This is a genomic window from Flavobacterium sp. HSC-32F16, assembly GCF_024171645.1.
Classification (GTDB): Bacteria; Bacteroidota; Bacteroidia; order Flavobacteriales; family Flavobacteriaceae; genus Flavobacterium.
In genome coordinates, this window is the sequence record NZ_JALKAC010000001.1 from 785,369 (window position 1) to 802,968 (window position 17,600).

Genomic DNA, 17,600 nt, shown 5'->3' on the forward strand with positions numbered 1-17,600 from the left:
CAAGAGCGCAAAGAAAAACGCAAGGTTAGCAAAGATTAAATCTCTTTGTGTGCTTTGCGTTTTTCTTTGCGCTCTCTGCGGTTAAATTAAAACTTAATCAAATCAAATTCTTCAGCTCTAAAGCATTTAAAATTCCTGCTTCACCAGCGGTGTTATTAAAATATATAAATCCTGATTTTGAATGAGTTTCATATCTTATATTAAGTAATTCTTGAAGTGGATAACTGGAGTAAAACATTTTGGGAACTCCGTGTAAACGAATATAAATAAGGGGGAAATTTTTAAAGATAGTCTGCGGTAATTGCGGGTGGCTTACACTGCAAAATGTGATATTATTTTCTAAAAAAGCATTCCAAACGTCATTATTCCACCAGGATTCATGGCGAAATTCAATTACATTTTGAAAACTTAAATCTAAATTTTTAATAATGCGATTTAATCTTTCTAAAGTAAATTGATAACTGGGTGGAAACTGAAATAATACACAAGCCAGCTTTTCTTTTAAACCCATTTTACAGACATTATAAAATTCTGAAAGGAGATTTTCGCAGTCTATAAATTGTTTGATATGCGTAATATCTTTAGGTGCTTTTACGGAAAAAAGGAAGTCTTCGGGCGCTTTATTGTACCAATTTGTAAAAACTTTCAGCGTTGGAAACCTATAAAAGCTTCCATTGAACTCATACGTGCTAAAGTGCTGGCTATAAAACCCGAACATACCTGCAACTGTCACATTGTCAGGATAGAAAATTCCCTTCCAATACCGATTGTTGTAGCTCGAACATCCTATTAAAATTTTATTTTTCATGAGTGAAGCTGCTGGCAGTTTGTACAGAAAAAACTTCGACGGTTTTTCTTGCCTGTAGGTTTTTTAATTAGAGGTAAATTGCATCTTTTGCATTCTTTTTGAGAATATGCCAGCCAATGTTTTTTGAGTTCGAATTTCTTTTTCCAATACAAAAATTCGAAACTGTAAATTGAACATTCAGCTATAAGTTCGTCGATCTTCTCATGCGGAATTTTTCCAACCAAAGATTCGGGGTGAATAAAACATCGGTACAAAACTTCATTTTTGATAATATTCCCTACTCCCGAAAATATATTTTGATCTAAAATCGCATCGCATATTTTTTCGCCTGGAATTTTATCCAGACTTATTTTTGCTTTTTTAGGATTCCAGTTTTCATTTAAAACATCTTCGCTCCAATCGTAATATTGATTTACAGGACCTTCTAAAATTTTAACCAAACAGGTATAAAAATTGATTTCTCCGTTCGAAAAACCTAAATGCAACCTTGGTGCGTTTTCTTTCTGCTCGTTAATTCGGTACGTTCCAAACATCATTAAATGAATCTTAACTGTAAAATCTTCAAAGCAAATTAAAAAGTGTTTTCCCCAGGTTTTAAAAGACAAAATAGTTTTATCCTTTAACCGGTCAAAATCGATACTTGAATTTCCATACACTTCAATTACCGTTTTACCAGCAAATTGCTGTACTTCTTCTTTTAAAATCAATATTGACGGACCTTCGGGCATAACTTTAGTTTTAAATTTTTAATGAAAAAAAAGTGCAGTCTTAAAAACTGCACTTTTGATATACTAATGGCTTTGTTATTCTTCCATTTCTACTTCGGCAGCTTCAAGATTTACGGCATTTACCGCAACTTCTGTCAGCAGTTTATCAGCTCCTTTTTCTTCATCAAGTGTTTGCTCTAACAAAGTTGCCACTTCTTCTAAACCCAGAGTTTCAGCAAACTGTCTTAAAGTTCCGTACGTAGCGATTTCATAATGTTCGATTTTTTGGCTTGCGGCAATAATTCCGGCATCACGAACAACGCCAATTTCAGTTTCTTCAAGAATTCCTTTTCCTTCTTCAATTAAACCTTCCATGGCATCGCATTTTTTAGCGGTTGCTTTTTTGCCTATAAGTTCAAAAACTTTCTCTAAACGTGTTACGTGTTCTTCTGTTTCGGTTAAATGGTTATTGATAGCATCTATCAGTTCTTTTGAAGTAGCATTTTTAGCCATTGCCGGCAATGCTTTTGTCAACGCTTTCTCTGCCCAGTAAATATCTTTTAAACTGTCTTCAAATAATTCTGTTAAGCCTGCTGCTGCATTTGACTTTGGTTTTGTAACTCCTCTTTTTACCGTTTGTTTCGGTGTGGTCTCTTTTTTACTATCTGTAGTTTTCATGGTACTAATTTTTAGTGATTAATATTCCAAAATTACTGCGATAGGTTTCGAAACGGTTATATTATTTTTTAATTAACTTGTATTCTAAACATCTGTTAATTATACAATTGCATTAAATAATTCTATAAAGAACCCCATTAAATTCATACCTAGCTTTGTAATATAGAAATAGTAAAACTCAATATCATGAATACTACAGATAAAAAAAACAGCCCTTTTCCTAAAGATCCGGGAAACCCAAATACTGAAGACAGAAATACGGTTATGAACGAGGAACTTTATGATTTAAACACTCAGGAAACTCAAAGCAGCCGCGCAGAAGATGCTGAGCGTGGATTTACGGTGCGAAATGGCCACAATCCTAACAAACCTAATCCCGATGAGAGATCGGGTCTCTACGACGATGATTTGGATGATTTAGATGATGACTTCCATAAAGACCGTGATCTTGAAGACAACAATGACACGATTTATGAAGTTGTTCTGGAAGATGAAAATGACATTGACGACGAAGATGAAGAGGAATATATTGAAGAAGAACTGGACGAGGATTTAGAAAATGATGAATTCGATAATCCGTCTGATACTTTTGAAAATGACTTTACAGAAACTGAAGATGATCTTGAAGACATTGATGATGACGACGAAGAAGAAGAAAGCAATGATTATGTTGAAGATGATGTTCAGGAAGACGAGGATTATACTGAAGAAGACAAAAGAAGATTATAATTTTTCGGGAAACTGGAATAAAAAAGCCGTTAAGAATTGAAACTTAACGGCTTTTTTATGGATTTGAATTCAAAACACAAAAATCTATTTTGAATTTAATAATTTTTCTAAATAAGATATTTTCTCTTTTTCAGATTCTAATAAACGTTCGTATAAACTTTTATTTTGTTCTACTGATTCCATTAATTTATCAAGCGGATTAAAATTGCAAGTATTGTAGTTCCCAACTGTTCCTTGACTATTATCGTAAAAAGTATTAAAATAAGTAAACACCGCTTCTTCAGAGAAATTTTTAATTGCTTCAACGCTCAAGCCCAAAACTTTTGCAATTTCAATCAATTTTTCTTCATCAACTGTCTCGCTGTTTTCAATTGCAGAAACCGTTTGCTGACTGGTTCCTAAAGCTTGTGCTAGAGCTTCTTGCTTCATGTCTTTTAGTTCACGAAGACGGCTTATTTTTCGCCCTATATGGTTTGGTCTTGTTAGTGTGCTCATAGTTCAAAGATAATAATTTGAAGTAAGAAAATAAAAAATATGTATGATACAAGATTTTTAATGTACGATACTGATAAAATGCCCTCGCTTCCAGAATGTGTAAATTTACATTATAGGCAAAAATACAATTTTTCAGACAAATTGAGTAAAAATAAAAAAGCCGTTAAGAATTGAAACTTAACGGCTTTTTTATGCGATTTAGAAATCTAATCACCAATTTTTTCTAACACCGGAATATCATCCATTTTTTGCAGACGTTCTACTAGTCCGGTTCTGGCTTCGGTTAATTCTTTTTCGGCTTTGCCTAATTCTATATACCACTCTTCTTTTCCTGATGTCGAGTTTTCGATTTTTCTCATAATTTCGTAAATTTCACCTTCGGCTTCCATTACTTTCAGACGTTTGTAATACGTTAAACTTTCGGTCATGTGTGCCAATGCAATCATTGCAGTTAAAAACGGATGGTTGTTGGTTACGTTTACATCTTTTATCTTGCCGTGTTCTAATTCAACTTTTAAAGCAAAAGCAAATTCTTCCATGTTAAAATCGGCATATTTGCTATTAGGATTTAAATACGCTTTAATGGCTTCGACATTATTCATCGTCGAAAGATCTACCTGCGTGTGTTTAGTATCTAGTAAATCTTTATACACCACATTTCCTATTGCCCTTGCTTCGGCAATTGTAGGATCGTTTTCAGGATTTTCGAAATCCCGAGTCGACCAATCCCAGTTTTCAGGATGCACAGGTTTTAAGTATTTTTCGCAAAAGTCAGTTACATCATTTTTTAAACTTACCATTTCATCCTCTCTCTTGATGTAAACATCTTGATAAGCACCGCTTTTAGTTCCCATAATTTGATATTTTTTAAAAAGATAAACGACACATTATCGAGATATATGTGTCGTTTTTAAATTTCGTTCTTATTTTACTGAATTCTTATTGTTACACACTTCTACGTCCGCTGATGAGCGAGATAATAAACAACACTAAGAAAATGAAAAATAAAATTTTTGCTATACTAGCGGCTCCAGCGGCAATACCACCAAAACCAAATATTCCTGCAATAATTGCCAGAATAATAAATATGACTGTCCAACGTAACATAATAATAGGTTTTTAGTTAATAACGATTTTGTTTTGTTACTCAAATTTTATGCTTTTTAAGAAGATGCATTAACTCTAAAATTTTTGTATTACAGTAAATTAACCTGATAATTTTCGATCAATTCTGCAAAAACACTTTCACTTCGCGAAAAGTATTTTTTACTGCTTCGGCTTTTTTTAACTTTATCGAAATACTGCTCAATCGAACCGTCTTCGTAAGTGGTAACCAATAACGGATGAACGTAATAATTCTTGCAGACGTTTCTGGTGTTTCCAAGTGCTTCGGCAGTGGCATCATAAGCTGTAACAATATTTCTTTTGATTTCTTTTTCGTCAGATGTAACGCCAAGTTCCATCAAATTTTCAAAGAATATAATTGAAGCGGCCCAGGTTCTAAAATCTTTGGCACTAAAATATTCGCCAGAAATTTTATGCAGATATTCGTTGACCATATGACTGTCTAAAACCTTTCGTTCGCCGTTTTTGTCGTAATATTTAAAAACTTCCCAACCCGGAATTTCCTCGCATCGGCTTACCAGTTTTATTAATTGTTTGTTTCTGGTAGTAATCGTGTGCTGTTTTCCTTTTTTTCCAATGAATTCAAAACGAAGGGAATTTTTATTGATGTTGATATGTCTTTTTCGTAAAGTCGAAAGTCCGTATGATTTATTGTCTTTTGCATATTTTTCATTTCCAATTCGGATATGGGTTTCTTCCATTAACCGAATTACCAATGCAACTACTTTTTCTTTCGACCATTCTTTTTGTTCTAAATCGATATCAACTTGTTTTCGTATAGAAGGAAGCTTTTGTCCGAATTCTGCAATTTTATAAAACTTGGTTTGATTGCGAATTAAGTTCCATTTTGGATGATATCGGTATTGTTTTCTGTTTTTAACGTCCAAACCTACTGCTTGCAAATGTCCGTTTGATAAATCCGAAATCTTCACATTTACCCAGGCAGGCGGTAAAACTAAACTGTTAAAACGCTTTATTTCGCTTTTCTGCTTTATACAGCGTCCGTTTTTTTTATAAATAAAACCATCATCTCCCTGACATCTTTCAATAGGTAAATTTTGATTGTTTACGTAAACTAATTCTAACTTTTCTAACACCAAATGTGGTGTTTTAATAAGCTGGTTCATTAGTTTTTGAGTTCTGGCAGTATTCATGGTCGTTTTAAGTTTTTTTGCCACTCCTAATTGTCATTGGGATTCACAGATTCAAAAGATTTTTCTTATCTCATATATTCGCCCCCACATAATCTGTGAGAATCTGCGAATGCCAATTACTATAGGGAGTGGATTTCTTTAATTAGTTCGAAGTGATTTAATCAGGCTTTTTTTGTTCATGTATGAACGTCCAGAAATCCCTACTTTTCTGGCCTGTTCATAAAGCTCTTCTTTTGTCCACTCTTCATAGGGCTTTGCTCTTCCGCCTTTTTCTCCTGAATCTGGCGCATTAGCAATACGTGCTGATTTTTCTTGACTGTATCCCTTATTTATAAGGGCTTCGTACTGGGCTTCATTTTTAATTCTTGGATCTGGCATGACTTAAAAATTTTAATTATTGATTTATCTTGTTTGGTATTTCAAAATTCCTCAAAAAGAAGGATTTTTCTGTTATACAATTTTGGTTATAACTTTCATAATTAAAAGTGTAGATCGTAGATTGTTTACAATCTTGTTATTTCGACGAAGAAGCAATCGCACAAGTATTTACACAAAAGTGAATCGCCAATCGTTGTCGATATCAATTTGCGATTTCTCTTTCGTCGAAATGACACGAAAGATTTAAAAAGCAAAAATCCCATTCGCAAAACGAATGGGATTTTCAATTCATATTTTTTAAAATAGTTTTCTTTAGCAAGTAAACAAGACGTTTTTAATTTTATTTAATATCTATTTCTATCAAATTTTTAACTAATATACCTTTTACATTATCACTTAAAATATCTTGCATTGCTTTTTCGGACTTATAGACAGTTTTGATATCTTTGGTATCGATCTCAATATATTTTGCAGAATTTGAAAAGTCGAAAATATCTTTTCCCGACCACACTCCTATTCCATAATAAATATAAGCAGTTGAATCTTTTTTTAAATTAAACACTATAGAACCTTTATCAGCTGCTTCTTCAAGTCTAAAATTTTTCGCATTTGGTTTTAAGAGAATTCTAACCGTAGCATCTGAATTAGTTTTGTTTACAAATCTAAGCTCCTGTGCTGGGTCACAGCTCGTGAAAAATAGAATGAAAAATAAAAATGGTAATAGTTTTAATTTTTTTTTCATATTTATATAATCTGATTATTTAGGGGTTGTTAACTCAAAATATACAAACATCATTCCGTTAATCACACTTTACCTTTTTTAAATCATTTAATTTGGGATCGTATTTAAAACAAGTCTGTTTTATTAAAACCATTTTATTATTGACCACTTTATATTCTGCTTCAATTACACTGCTTCCGGCACAACATTGATTGCGTTCGTAAATTCTTTTGGTTTTGCTGTCGAACTCTAAAGAAGTTCCTGTAAAACTGCTTTCAAAATATTTCCCTGTTTTGGGATTATAAAGAAAATACAAACTTGAAGTGTTTGGACCTGCTGCGCCAGCTTCGTAAACAGAAAAATCTTCTATCCCGTCAAAATTATAATCTTCGATATTTATATTATTTAAACCTAAAAGCTGACATTCGACATTGAATGTCTGAAGTAATTTATCTGTCTTTTTTTCAAGAATTTTTACGGCTGTTACTTTCGCTTCATAATCATCTTTTTGTTTAGAGAGAACGAGTTTAAAATATTTGTCTTTAAAAGATACCGGCTGTAAAATTTCCTTATTGCTCCATTCCGTCATTTCTTTAGAACCAGCATCAAATGTTTTATTAAGCTGAATTTGAAGTTCTTTTCCTGAATTTAAATCTTTCCAGGTACCTTTTAACTTATCGCTTTTTGAATTATAATTCTGAAAAGTAATTTGAGCACTTGGCTTATTATTTTTGTCTTTTTCTGTAAAAACCAAAGTATTTCCTTTTTGTTTTGCGTTTAAAACAATAGGAGTGTCAAAATTCGAATACGTATAAATTGCTCTACCTTCTCCATCTGAATAAACATTGGTTACAAATTCAATAGGATATTTATCGATAAATCCTGAATATGTTATTTGCGCTGATGTGAATGCAGTTATTAAAAGAAATAATACTGTGGTTATTTTTTGTTTCATTTTTCGTTATTAGTTCAAAAAAGTGAAGATTTATTTTTTGCTCATTGAAAGATATTTTTCCATTTGAACCATTTCTTTAGACATAAAATCAGGATCATTGCTTAAACTTCTAAATTGCTTTATAGCATCTATATTTGCTAATACACCTTTAGTAAACCAAGGAAATTCATTCGCTAGAGAATTCAATTTTGCAATTGCCCGCAGTGACTCACCATTTTTACTTAAAAAAGCGGCATGTTCATATCTAAAATTTGGACACCAATAATATTCCTCTGCTAACTTATCCCAAGTTTCTAAATCACAATTTCCAGCAGCAAGAAATATTGACGCAAAGACAGAAGAATCAATGTAATCTTTTGAAAAAACAAAATAATTGAGCAGTGGAATATTGTTCCTTTCATCTCCTTTAATTCTATTTTCAATAACTTCATTCATTAAATCGTGCGATTTAGCTTTATCGTCTTCATTACTTGACAAATGTAATACCGTTGCATATTCAACTTTTATTATATCAATATCAGGTCTTGATTCATAAGCATATTTCGCATAGTGTAAAGCGTTTTCATACGAATTCATAACACGATAAAGTTTAGATAGTGATACCAATAATCTGATATTTTCAAAATCTGTACTGGCAATGTTATTTTTTTGAAAATCAATAGCTTTAAGTCCGTATCTGTCTTTTACAAATCTTTCAATAACTTGCCATTTATTAATTTTATTTATCTCTGAACTGTCCCAAAGAGAAAACAGCACACTTCTTCTATCCCAAACAGATCTTATTTCTTTCCATTCTTCAAACGTGCTATTAAATGCTTCATGCTCTTTAAAAGTAATTCCATTTTCATCTTTCAAGTTTAATGAAGGATTAAAATCCGGAGTTGAATAATACCTATTTAATGAATCGTATAATTCAATTTTAAACAATTCAGGAGTATTAGAATCTAAATTATTTTTACCTAAATAATCATGTACCGATTCTTTTACATCAGAAACCACATTATACTCATTACTGTTTGTTTGATCTTCGTTTTTTAATTCTTTTTTAGAATTTCCAAAAATCCGCTTGAATAAATTCATATCTATATTTATAATCAGGATGCAGCAAACATACAAATTTCAAATTATTAGTAAGAAAATTATCTGCATCCAAATCATATAACAATCTCTAAAAATCCTGTAAGACATTCCTGTAAGTTCTCAATAATTTTACATCATAACATTTAAACTATTAAATCATGAAAAAGATACTATTAGCCAGTAAAGCAATTTTAGGAGCAGGACTTATTATTTTATTCTTGCAGTCTTGCAAAAACGAAACGAAACAAGAAGATCCAAAAGAAGTTGCTGAAGATGCTAACGAAGCCAAATTTGACTCTATTGACAGCAAAGAAGATGATTCGGAATTCTTAGTAGATCAGGCCGAAATTAATTTAGCTGAAATCGAAATCGGGAAACTGGCGCAGCAAAAAGGAACTGATCCGGAAGTAAAAAAATTCGGAAAAATGCTGGTTGACGAGCATACAAAATCGGCATCTGAAGTTAGTGCCTTAGCAAAAGCAAAAAACTTTACTCTGCCAACTTCACTAACTGAAGAAGGTCAGGAAGAATATAAAAAATTAAACGAGAAATCAGGATTGGATTTTGACAAAAAATTCGCCGACTTGATGATCGACGGCCACCAAAAAGCAATTGACAAACTTCAAAAAGCGGCTAAAGATGCACACGACGAAGATGTAAAGTTGTGGGCAACAAACAATATTGCGGGTTTAACTTCACATTTAGAACATGCTAAATTGCTGAAACAAAACCTTGACAAAAAGTAAAATAAATTTAATTGGTTATTATTTATTTTTAAAAACCCCTTAAGAGTTGAATTGCTTAAGGGGTTTCTTTTTTTTAGGTACAGAGGTTCAGAGATACAAAGGTTCAAAGTTTTTCCTTGTTTCTCTGAACCTTTTCCTCTTTGAACCTTAGTAAATTTATTTTCCAGCTATTTTCTGCAAATGTTCCGGATATCTTGAACCTTCAATTGTTATTTTTGAAGCTGCTTCATCGATTTCTGCAAGATCCTGAGCCGAAAGTTCTAAATTTAATGCGCCAAGATTCTCTTCTAAACGATGTAATTTAGTTGTTCCCGGAATTGGCACAATCCAAGGTTTTTGAGCTGTATTCCATGCCAATGCAATTTGTGCATTTGTAACCCCTTTGTCAGCAGCTATTTTTCCTAATAAATCAACAAAGGCTTGATTTGTTTTTCTGGCTTCAGGAGCAAAACGTGGTAATGTATTTCTAAAATCCGAACTGTCAAATTGAGTATTTTCATCAATTTTTGCAGTAAGAAACCCTCTTCCTAACGGACTGAAAGGCACAAATCCAATTCCTAATTCTTCTAATGTTGGAAAGATTTCTTCTTCGGGGGTTCTCCACCAAAGTGAATATTCACTCTGCAATGCAGTTACAGGCTGAACCGCGTGTGCACGACGAATACTTTCTACTCCAGCTTCTGAAAGTCCAAAATGTTTTACTTTTCCTTCCTGAATAAGGTCTTTAATGGTTCCGGCAACATCTTCAATTGGAACATTCGGGTCTACACGATGCTGATAATACAAATCGATAACGTCAGTATTCAATCTTTTTAATGAACCTTCAATACTTTTTCGAATCCATTCCGGACGGCTGTCCAGTCCTTTTTTAGAATCGCCTTCTAAAAAACCAAACTTCGTTGCAATTACAACCTTATCACGAAATGGCGCCAAAGCTTCTCCTAAAAGTTCTTCGTTTAAAAATGGTCCATAACATTCGGCAGTATCAAAAAAAGTAATTCCTTTTTCATACGCAGAACGTAAAAGATCTATCATTTCTTTTTTATCATGAGCCGGACCGTAGCCAAAACTCATTCCCATACAGCCAAGTCCCATGGCAGAGACTTCTAGACCGCTGTTTCCTAATATACGTTTTTTCATTGTATGTGTTTTTATAAGGTACAGAGGTGCAAAGAAGCAAAGGTGCAAAGCTTTCCACTTTGTCCTATAAACCTTTGCTTCTTTGAACCTTAATAAATTTAATGACTGCTTAATAGAAAATACTCTCCATCGGTTACTTTTTCTAACCAAACTCCGTGACCTTTATCAATTTCTGTGATAATAGCAACGTAAGAGAACTTTTCAAAAGGCGTTGCGCCATACCAATGTTCTACTCCCGGCAAAATGGTAACTACCTCATCTTTTTGAAGCATTCTAACTGCGTTTCCTCTTTCCTGATAATAACCAATTCCTTCTTTAGCAATTAACAAATGCAGACCTGCGTTACTATGCCAATTACTTCTTGAGCAAGGCTCAAAAGTCACTTCCTTAATTACAGTGTTTTCCGGATGGATGTCACTGCTTTGTTTTTTATAGGAAACGTCACCCGTCATATATGTACTCGGGACTTTTCCTTCTTCGATAACGGCTGAATAATTCTTCGACATAAAATTTAGTTTATTTTTTGAGATTGATTTTATTTAAAACTATTGTATTAAAGTTGTGAAATTTATCAGAATCAGGAAACTAAATTTAAAAAGCTAGAATGCGCTTTATGAAGTATTTATTTAGTCTGTTAAAAACTGATAAATGATTAATACTGTAATTTCAAGGCAAAATTAATGTAAGGATGTATTCTGCAAATAACAATATTCAAACAAAAAATTATGAAATTGAAACAATTTTACATTCGAAGCGATTTTGGAACTGTTCCGGTAAGTCTTTTAAAGTAATTATTAAAATAACTCGGATATTCAAATCCAAGCGAATACCCAATATCCGAAATACTCCAGTCTGTGTGTTGTAACAATGCTTTTGCCTCGTTAATAACTCGTTCTGTAATGTGAGCTGTTGTTGGTTTTCCGGTAACTTCTTTTACTGAGCGATTTAAGTGGTTTACGTGTACGGCAAGGCTTTGTGCATAATCCTGAGGCGTTTTTAGTGCCAAAGGCTCGTTTTTGGTTTCTATCGGGAATTGTCTTTCCAGTAATTCTAAAAACAAAGAGGTAATTCTCGACGAAGCATTTTTATGTTTAAAGAAATTTTCAGAAGGCTGCATTTTCATTGATTCATGAATAATCAGGTTGACATAACTGCGCATCAAATCATCTTTAAAAACATAATCGGTTTCGTATTCTTTAATCATTTTTTGAAACAAAGAATCTACAAAAACCTTTTGTTCAGCATTTAAAGAAAAAATTGGCGTTCCTCCTATTTTAAACAAAGGCGATTCATGAAGCGTTTCTGATCTGTCTTTTGCTTTCAGGAATTCCTCGGTAAAAACACAAGCATAACCTTCATAACTCTCTGAAACAGTTTCCCATGAATACGGAATAATCGGGTTACCGAAAAACAAAATCGTTCCGTCGGTTTCTATTCCACGGTCTGCATATTGTATAATGCTTTTACTGGTATTGATACAGATTTTATAAAAATCCCTGCGGCTGTAAACCGGAATTTTACTTTGGTCTCCGTTTATCTGATATACTTTAAAACCTTTCAGCTTTAAATCTGAAGTAAAATCGCAATTCTGAGTTTCTGTTTGATTATTCATTTTGCAAAGTTATGAAAATCAAACAATATTTGTTTTTTTTGTTTCAGGTTTTAGGTTTAACCGCAACGAGCGCTAGGTTTTTTTTGAAGCTGGACAAAATAATCTCGCAAAGCCGCTGAGACGAAAAGTATTTTTTGCACTTAGATTTTGCAGATTTAAGCAGATTAATATTTTTGATTTTTAATACTATTGTCAAAAAAGTCTTTTCAAATCTGCTTAAATCTGTAAAATCTGCGTTAAACTATTTTAAAGTCAAACTTCCTGCTCGTATTCCTTTTGCCGAAGCAGACAAAATAACTTCTTTAGCATTTTCTTCTTTTTGAATAATGATTTGAGCATAACCGTTAAAAAGCTTTCTTTTCCAAGGTTCTGATGGCGTTATAATTTGGATAATTCCCGGATCTGTATTCAGCACATCCCAGTCTTTTACTTTTTGCAAAGGCGTTGCGGCTATATAAATCGTGTTTTTTCCTTCTTTTAATATACTGGAATCCAAAACATATTTTTGAGAATCTTCACCGCCAGGATTTACTTTATTTCCGTTAATAAAAACTACTGCCTCTACACCTATCTTTTTATAAAAGAAACTCACCTTACTTGAAGCCAAATTATTTTTCAACTCAAATTCTCCTTTATAAACATATGACGGTGCCTGATTTTTATAATCCCGATCTTTAAAAGCTGTCTTCCAGTCGTTTTCGGCATAATTTTGAAATTCCTGAGACAAATTAGCCGTCGATCTTTTTTGTTCCTGAAAATTCATAATTTGAACTAATGAAACAGCATCAATAAACTGATCTTTTTCTAAAGAAGTTGGATCGCCGTTTCCTACACCTAAAATCTTTCCGCCTTTTATAGAAAAGGTAATTTCATCATTTGCAGTTGGAACATGTAATCCGTTTTTATCAGTAACTTCTACGGTTACAACCGAAACTTTAGAATTTGGAACGTTTTCCTTATCGACAGAAAGTTTTATATTTTCTGCTTTTTTGGTTGTTTTCTGAATTTCGGCCAGTACTTTTTTGCCGTTTTTGTATCCAATAGCTTCCAGAGTTCCCGGCGTATAATTTACTTTCCATTCTAAATGGCTGTTTTGTTCCATTTTCTTTTTGCCGAGACTTTTCTTATTTAGAAAAAGCTCTACTTCATCGCAGTTGGAATGCACCCAGACATCCATTTCTTTTCCTTCCATCCCACTCCAGTTCCAATGCGGCATAATATGCAAAACAGGCTGATTTCCCCACCATGATTTTAAATAAAACACATTATCTTTAGCAAAACCGCAGACATCCATCATTCCGAAATAGGAAGTTACCGACGGCCAGCCATAAGGCGTTGGCTCTCCTCGATAATCAAAACCTGTCCAAATAAACATTCCCGCCAGATAAGGTCTTTCGGCATAAAACTTCCAGCCTTCTTCAATACTGTAAAAAGTTGGGCGTGGTTTTCGGTCATAAGCGCTTTGGTAATGTTTGGCATCATCTGTAAAATAAATACCCCGCGTTGCAAAAGTCGAACCTTCTTCCGTTCCCATTCCAGGTTGGTTTTTGAACTGATTTCGGTGTGCATCAATATCGCCGTTTCCAAGATAATTATAACCCATAATTTCAACTACAGACGAAATCCCGCTTTTAAATCCGCTGCTGATTCCTACTGTTACAGGTCTTGTCGAATCGATGCTTTTTGCAAAGTCCTGCATTACATTTGTTATGCGTTCTCCCACAATATTGCCTTCAATATTCCATTCTTCATTTCCAACAGACCAGCAAAAAATACTCGGATGGTTTCGGTCGCGCTCCATCATTCGCTTTAAATCATTCAAATGATAGTCATTAATTCCCATTAAACGTGTTTCGTCAATTACAAGCATTCCCAGTTCATCACAAGCTTTCAGCAGTTCAGCCGTTGGCGGATGATGCGAACAGCGATATGCATTCGACCCCATTTCTTTCAGCTTTTTAATTCTAAAATACTGCAATTCATCTGGCAGCGCCGTTCCAATTCCGGCATGATCCTGATGATTGTTTGTTCCTTTTAATTTTAAAGGTTTTCCGTTAAGAAAAAAGCCGTTTTCAGGATCAAACTTAATTGTTCTTATTCCGAAAGGCGTTTCATAACTGTCTATTATTTTTCCGTTTTGCTTAATCTGTGTAAGCAAACGATATAAATTGGGTGTATCAATATCCCATAAAAGCGGCTTATTTATTTTTAGTTTTGAAGTATGAGTGTCTGTTTTATAAAATTCGGGAGCTTTAATATTTTCAGAAATACTTGTAATTTGTTTATTCGAAGAATCAAAAACAGTCTGAATAATTTCAACAGAACCTTTATAATTTCCTTTATTTTCAATTGAAACTTCGGCTGTTATTTCAGCATTATTATCTGTAATTTCTGAAGTCACATAAGTTCCATTTGCTTTAACATGAATTGGATTTGTTTTCTGCAAATAAACATGTCTGTAAATTCCGGCTCCTTCGTAAAACCAGCCTTCTTCCATCGAAGCGTCGGCACGAACCACAATCGCATTTTCGCCTCCATAATTTACATAAGCCGTAACATCGTATTCAAATCCGTTGTAACCGCTTTCTTCTGTTCCCAGATAATAGCCGTTAAAAAAGACTTTTGAGTTTCTAAAAATGCCGTCAAATTTTAAACTGATAATCTTACCATTGTCTGTTTCGGGAATATTGATTTTTTTTCGGTACCAGCCAATACTTTTCTCCGGAAAACCTTTTCCGGCTGTTTTAAATCCGTGGCTGAAACTGCCGCTTTCCCTAAACTCCTGCTCGACTGCCCAATCGTGCGGCAAATCTAACTTTCGCCAGGCGCGGTCATCAAAATCTTTTGCTGCCGGACCATCGCCAAATCCAGTTTTGGTTAAATAGGAGAAATAACCCGTTGCGTGTCCAAAATCTTTTTCGGTATCATTTAAATGACCAAACGAAAAACGCCAGTCTTTATCCGTTAAAATCAATTCTCTTTCTGATTTGTTTTGGGCGAATGCCAAACAGGAAATCAAAAAACAAAAAGACAGAATTATTCTTTTGAAGAAAACATTTTTCATAAAAAGTGGTTAGGTAAAGTTAGAACGATAAAAATAAACCATTAAACCGGTTAATTTTAATAGTATTTTATCAAAAACTGCACAATAACCTCCAATTACCCGTCTAAAAACACCCTTTAAAAATTTAGAATCATTCTATTGGCTATAGTTTTCAAAATAATTTGGATTTGATGTAATTTTATATAAAAATTTAAAAAACAGAGATTATATGAGTGTTATTAAAGATGAAAAAAAGCTTCTTAGCACCATTAAACGTATCGATGAAAAAATCGATAAGAATAATGATCAAAAGATACTGGCCTTTTTTGAATCTCTTGGATTAACAGAAAGAGAGGATGTTCCGCAGAATTTTCTGGATTGGGATACGATTCTTATTGTCGTACCCGACCGCCACATTTCGCATGAATTAAAATATTATAAATTCTCTATATCAAGACTTTTCTTTGTAACGAATCCGTATGCCGATCAAATTCATATTTATGACTTTGATGAATGGAAAAACGTAACCAGAAATAAAACACAATTCCAAATTAGAGAAATGATGAAAACGAGTTTTGGCGGTGTAAAGAAAAATTCTACAGAAAACGAGTAATTAATTTTTAAAATTTAATCTAAAGTCCACTTCAAACGATTTGGACTTTTTTTGTTTCAGGTTTCAGATTATCTTAAAGTAAACCCGACAGATTTGAAAACCTGTCGGGTTTGAAACTTGAAACAAAATCTAACTTTTATTAATAAGTTCTTTTACCCTGCCAAAGACAAACGCCGCTTCCTGATCAAGAACAATCATATCAAAATCACTGCTTCCTTCTCTAAAATTACCTTCTTTTTTAGTATCAGAATATACTTTTTCAAAGAATTGATCGCGTTTTTTAAGCCATTCTAATTGTTCTTTCTTCAATTTAGATTGTTCTTTTGAACTTATTTTGTTCTTCAAATTTTTGTAAACAACATTCAGCAGACTATCTGATTGATTGTAATATATAACAGCACAATTTCGCATATCGCCGCCTTTATTCAAGCAGCTTTGATACGATGATTTCATCTTATAAACCGTTTCAAGTGTTTGTGAATTACAATGTATCGAAACGAGTATAAACAATAAAAAGAAAGTTTTTTGTATCATAGTATATATTTTAAAATATTCGCGAAATTTAAACTTGAAACTTAAAACAAAGAAAACCTGACACAAATTTTTATTGTATCGCAAGCAGACTATTCACCATATCTTCTAAAGCTTTTCCGTGGATATTTTTGGCTAAAATAATTCCGTTTTTATCTATTAAAAAGTTCAAAGGAACAGATTGAAGCATATAATCGCCCACAACAGGAGATTTCCAGTATTTTAAATCACTTACCTGTGTCCAAGGCAATTTTCCTTTTGCAATTGCAGCTACCCACAAAGGCTTTTTAGTATCCATTGAAACGCTGTAAATAGAAAATTTATCAGGATAAGCCGCATATAACTTTTGTAACATTGGCTGTTCTTTAATACATGGTCCGCACCAAGATGCCCAAAAATCGACTAAAGTCAATGAACCTCTTAAAGACGAAAGCACCACATTGTTACCTTTTGTATCTGGAAGATCAATTTCTGGCGCAATATCGCCAATGTCAGTTCCTACAACCTGCGCTTTTGAACTGGTTACTACACAACATAAAAAGGATAAAATAAGTACTGTTTTTTTCATAATTGATTAAGTTTATTTGTTTTGGGGACCGTTTTTTTTCTCGTAATCCCGATAGCAATCGGGATTACGAGATTAACACATAAGCAAATATATATTTCTTTATTAAATCTTATATTATTTTATTCAACATTCTCCTCCTCCGTCATAAAATTTTCCTAAAAATATTTCTTTAAATTGGCATATCGGGAAAAGTCGATATATTTGTGCCATGGAAAATATAGAAATTTTTAAAGCCCTTTCTAACAAATCCAGATTACAAATGCTGGAATGGTTAAAGGAACCCGAAATAAACTTTCCCGGTCAGCTGGAACATGGAGGATTTGAACACGGAGTCTGCGTGGGACAAATTCAGGCCAAAGCCGGTTTGACACAATCTACCGTATCTGAATACTTGTCTATTTTACAACGCGCCGGTTTTATTGAAGCCAAACGTGTTGGACAATGGACTTACTATAAACGCAACGAAGGTGCCTTTGAAGCACTCAGTAAATTAATTCAATCTAATTTGTAAATTACT

21 protein-coding genes are annotated in these 17,600 nt (G+C 33.3%); 4 read left to right on the plus strand and 17 right to left on the minus strand.

The genetic code is table 11. The features are described 5' to 3' along the window. Positions 1 to 97 precede the first annotated feature (97 nt). The 3 genes from L1276_RS03475 to L1276_RS03485 all read right to left on the minus strand — a co-directional run bounded on the left by L1276_RS03475 (position 98) and on the right by L1276_RS03485 (position 2,193). A complete protein-coding gene (locus tag L1276_RS03475; protein WP_253785491.1) occupies positions 98 to 808 on the minus strand; it encodes a DUF72 domain-containing protein in 711 nt (236 codons plus the stop codon). Beyond that, on the minus strand, positions 805 to 1,536 hold the full coding sequence (locus L1276_RS03480; RefSeq protein ID WP_253785493.1) for a DNA-formamidopyrimidine glycosylase family protein: 732 nt from the start codon (positions 1,534 to 1,536) through the stop codon (positions 805 to 807). Before L1276_RS03480 ends, L1276_RS03475 begins: the two co-directional genes overlap by 4 nt. Positions 1,537 to 1,611: 75 nt before the next feature. Continuing rightward, the gene (locus L1276_RS03485) at positions 1,612 to 2,193 is read right to left on the minus strand and encodes a ferritin-like domain-containing protein (RefSeq protein WP_253785495.1); all 582 of its coding nucleotides are present in this window, start codon (positions 2,191 to 2,193) and stop codon (positions 1,612 to 1,614) included. Positions 2,194 to 2,379: 186 nt separating this feature from the next. On the opposite strand from L1276_RS03485, the gene L1276_RS03490 reads away from it, so the two are divergent. Then, the gene (locus tag L1276_RS03490) at positions 2,380 to 2,922 is read left to right on the plus strand and encodes a hypothetical protein (RefSeq protein ID WP_253785497.1); all 543 of its coding nucleotides are present in this window, start codon (positions 2,380 to 2,382) and stop codon (positions 2,920 to 2,922) included. A gap of 84 nt (positions 2,923 to 3,006) precedes the next feature. Here the strand turns inward: L1276_RS03490 and L1276_RS03495 are convergent, their stop codons facing one another. From L1276_RS03495 to L1276_RS03530, 8 genes are all read right to left on the minus strand, one after another. Next, positions 3,007 to 3,417 (minus strand): helix-turn-helix domain-containing protein, encoded by a 411-nt coding sequence (locus L1276_RS03495; protein ID WP_253785498.1) that lies wholly within the window; start codon positions 3,415 to 3,417, stop codon positions 3,007 to 3,009. A gap of 206 nt (positions 3,418 to 3,623) precedes the next feature. Further along, a complete protein-coding gene (locus tag L1276_RS03500) occupies positions 3,624 to 4,271 on the minus strand; it encodes a DUF5661 family protein (RefSeq protein WP_253785500.1) in 648 nt (215 codons plus the stop codon). 91 nt (positions 4,272 to 4,362) lie between these two features. Then, positions 4,363 to 4,524 (minus strand): DUF1328 family protein, encoded by a 162-nt coding sequence (locus L1276_RS03505; protein ID WP_035644678.1) that lies wholly within the window; start codon positions 4,522 to 4,524, stop codon positions 4,363 to 4,365. A gap of 89 nt (positions 4,525 to 4,613) precedes the next feature. Beyond that, positions 4,614 to 5,696, minus strand: a complete 1,083-nt coding sequence (locus tag L1276_RS03510) for a DNA topoisomerase IB (RefSeq protein WP_253785502.1) — start codon at positions 5,694 to 5,696, stop codon at positions 4,614 to 4,616. Between the two features lie 138 nt (positions 5,697 to 5,834). Then, a complete protein-coding gene (locus tag L1276_RS03515) occupies positions 5,835 to 6,074 on the minus strand; it encodes a Rho termination factor (RefSeq protein WP_253785504.1) in 240 nt (79 codons plus the stop codon). 340 nt (positions 6,075 to 6,414) lie between these two features. Next, positions 6,415 to 6,816, minus strand: coding sequence for a hypothetical protein (locus tag L1276_RS03520; RefSeq protein ID WP_253785506.1), 402 nt, complete (start codon positions 6,814 to 6,816; stop codon positions 6,415 to 6,417). 58 nt (positions 6,817 to 6,874) lie between these two features. Next, on the minus strand, positions 6,875 to 7,750 hold the full coding sequence (locus L1276_RS03525) for a hypothetical protein (RefSeq protein ID WP_253785509.1): 876 nt from the start codon (positions 7,748 to 7,750) through the stop codon (positions 6,875 to 6,877). 30 nt (positions 7,751 to 7,780) lie between these two features. Beyond that, a complete protein-coding gene (locus L1276_RS03530; RefSeq protein WP_253785511.1) occupies positions 7,781 to 8,830 on the minus strand; it encodes a hypothetical protein in 1,050 nt (349 codons plus the stop codon). Positions 8,831 to 8,988: 158 nt separating this feature from the next. Here L1276_RS03530 and L1276_RS03535 point away from each other — a divergent pair, with 158 nt between their 5' ends. Next, positions 8,989 to 9,576 (plus strand): DUF4142 domain-containing protein, encoded by a 588-nt coding sequence (locus L1276_RS03535; protein ID WP_253785513.1) that lies wholly within the window; start codon positions 8,989 to 8,991, stop codon positions 9,574 to 9,576. A 156-nt stretch (positions 9,577 to 9,732) separates the two neighbouring features. Here the strand turns inward: L1276_RS03535 and L1276_RS03540 are convergent, their stop codons facing one another. The 4 genes from L1276_RS03540 to galA all read right to left on the minus strand — a co-directional run bounded on the left by L1276_RS03540 (position 9,733) and on the right by galA (position 15,392). Continuing rightward, entirely contained in the window at positions 9,733 to 10,716 is a 984-nt protein-coding gene (locus L1276_RS03540; protein WP_253785515.1) for an aldo/keto reductase, read from the minus strand. A gap of 98 nt (positions 10,717 to 10,814) precedes the next feature. Next, the gene (locus L1276_RS03545) at positions 10,815 to 11,222 is read right to left on the minus strand and encodes a cupin domain-containing protein (RefSeq protein ID WP_253785517.1); all 408 of its coding nucleotides are present in this window, start codon (positions 11,220 to 11,222) and stop codon (positions 10,815 to 10,817) included. A 236-nt stretch (positions 11,223 to 11,458) separates the two neighbouring features. Continuing rightward, positions 11,459 to 12,328: an AraC family transcriptional regulator gene (locus L1276_RS03550; RefSeq protein WP_253785519.1), complete on the minus strand. Its 870-nt coding sequence runs from the start codon at positions 12,326 to 12,328 to the stop codon at positions 11,459 to 11,461. 241 nt (positions 12,329 to 12,569) lie between these two features. Beyond that, positions 12,570 to 15,392 carry a beta-galactosidase GalA gene (galA, locus tag L1276_RS03555; RefSeq protein ID WP_253785522.1) on the minus strand — a complete coding sequence of 941 codons (2,823 nt, stop codon included), beginning with the start codon at positions 15,390 to 15,392 and terminating at the stop codon, positions 12,570 to 12,572. A 208-nt stretch (positions 15,393 to 15,600) separates the two neighbouring features. Here galA and L1276_RS03560 point away from each other — a divergent pair, with 208 nt between their 5' ends. Continuing rightward, complete coding sequence (locus L1276_RS03560) at positions 15,601 to 15,984, plus strand: hypothetical protein (protein WP_253785523.1); 384 nt, start codon at positions 15,601 to 15,603, stop codon at positions 15,982 to 15,984. A 129-nt stretch (positions 15,985 to 16,113) separates the two neighbouring features. Here L1276_RS03560 and L1276_RS03565 read toward each other — a convergent pair whose 3' ends face one another. Then, positions 16,114 to 16,518 carry a lysozyme inhibitor LprI family protein gene (locus L1276_RS03565; protein WP_253785525.1) on the minus strand — a complete coding sequence of 135 codons (405 nt, stop codon included), beginning with the start codon at positions 16,516 to 16,518 and terminating at the stop codon, positions 16,114 to 16,116. Between the two features lie 70 nt (positions 16,519 to 16,588). Continuing rightward, entirely contained in the window at positions 16,589 to 17,083 is a 495-nt protein-coding gene (locus L1276_RS03570; protein ID WP_253785527.1) for a TlpA disulfide reductase family protein, read from the minus strand. 208 nt (positions 17,084 to 17,291) lie between these two features. Here L1276_RS03570 and L1276_RS03575 point away from each other — a divergent pair, with 208 nt between their 5' ends. Next, a complete protein-coding gene (locus L1276_RS03575) occupies positions 17,292 to 17,594 on the plus strand; it encodes a helix-turn-helix transcriptional regulator (protein ID WP_012025367.1) in 303 nt (100 codons plus the stop codon). The last annotated feature ends 6 nt before the right edge of the window (positions 17,595 to 17,600 follow it).

Coding starts and splice junctions, on each gene's coding strand:
- L1276_RS03535 (WP_253785513.1), top strand. CDS start 8,989: ATGAAAAAGATACTATTAGCCAGTAAAGCAATTTTAGGAGCAGGACTT.
- L1276_RS03490 (WP_253785497.1), top strand. CDS start 2,380: ATGAATACTACAGATAAAAAAAACAGCCCTTTTCCTAAAGATCCGGGA.
- L1276_RS03475 (WP_253785491.1), bottom strand. CDS start 808: ATGAAAAATAAAATTTTAATAGGATGTTCGAGCTACAACAATCGGTAT.
- L1276_RS03560 (WP_253785523.1), top strand. CDS start 15,601: ATGAGTGTTATTAAAGATGAAAAAAAGCTTCTTAGCACCATTAAACGT.
- L1276_RS03500 (WP_253785500.1), bottom strand. CDS start 4,271: ATGGGAACTAAAAGCGGTGCTTATCAAGATGTTTACATCAAGAGAGAG.
- L1276_RS03570 (WP_253785527.1), bottom strand. CDS start 17,083: ATGAAAAAAACAGTACTTATTTTATCCTTTTTATGTTGTGTAGTAACC.
- L1276_RS03525 (WP_253785509.1), bottom strand. CDS start 7,750: ATGAAACAAAAAATAACCACAGTATTATTTCTTTTAATAACTGCATTC.
- L1276_RS03485 (WP_253785495.1), bottom strand. CDS start 2,193: ATGAAAACTACAGATAGTAAAAAAGAGACCACACCGAAACAAACGGTA.
- L1276_RS03495 (WP_253785498.1), bottom strand. CDS start 3,417: ATGAGCACACTAACAAGACCAAACCATATAGGGCGAAAAATAAGCCGT.
- L1276_RS03520 (WP_253785506.1), bottom strand. CDS start 6,816: ATGAAAAAAAAATTAAAACTATTACCATTTTTATTTTTCATTCTATTT.
- L1276_RS03505 (WP_035644678.1), bottom strand. CDS start 4,524: ATGTTACGTTGGACAGTCATATTTATTATTCTGGCAATTATTGCAGGA.
- L1276_RS03565 (WP_253785525.1), bottom strand. CDS start 16,518: ATGATACAAAAAACTTTCTTTTTATTGTTTATACTCGTTTCGATACAT.
- L1276_RS03550 (WP_253785519.1), bottom strand. CDS start 12,328: ATGAATAATCAAACAGAAACTCAGAATTGCGATTTTACTTCAGATTTA.
- galA (WP_253785522.1), bottom strand. CDS start 15,392: ATGAAAAATGTTTTCTTCAAAAGAATAATTCTGTCTTTTTGTTTTTTG.
- L1276_RS03530 (WP_253785511.1), bottom strand. CDS start 8,830: ATGAATTTATTCAAGCGGATTTTTGGAAATTCTAAAAAAGAATTAAAA.
- L1276_RS03510 (WP_253785502.1), bottom strand. CDS start 5,696: ATGAATACTGCCAGAACTCAAAAACTAATGAACCAGCTTATTAAAACA.
- L1276_RS03480 (WP_253785493.1), bottom strand. CDS start 1,536: ATGCCCGAAGGTCCGTCAATATTGATTTTAAAAGAAGAAGTACAGCAA.
- L1276_RS03575 (WP_012025367.1), top strand. CDS start 17,292: ATGGAAAATATAGAAATTTTTAAAGCCCTTTCTAACAAATCCAGATTA.
- L1276_RS03515 (WP_253785504.1), bottom strand. CDS start 6,074: ATGCCAGATCCAAGAATTAAAAATGAAGCCCAGTACGAAGCCCTTATA.
- L1276_RS03540 (WP_253785515.1), bottom strand. CDS start 10,716: ATGAAAAAACGTATATTAGGAAACAGCGGTCTAGAAGTCTCTGCCATG.
- L1276_RS03545 (WP_253785517.1), bottom strand. CDS start 11,222: ATGTCGAAGAATTATTCAGCCGTTATCGAAGAAGGAAAAGTCCCGAGT.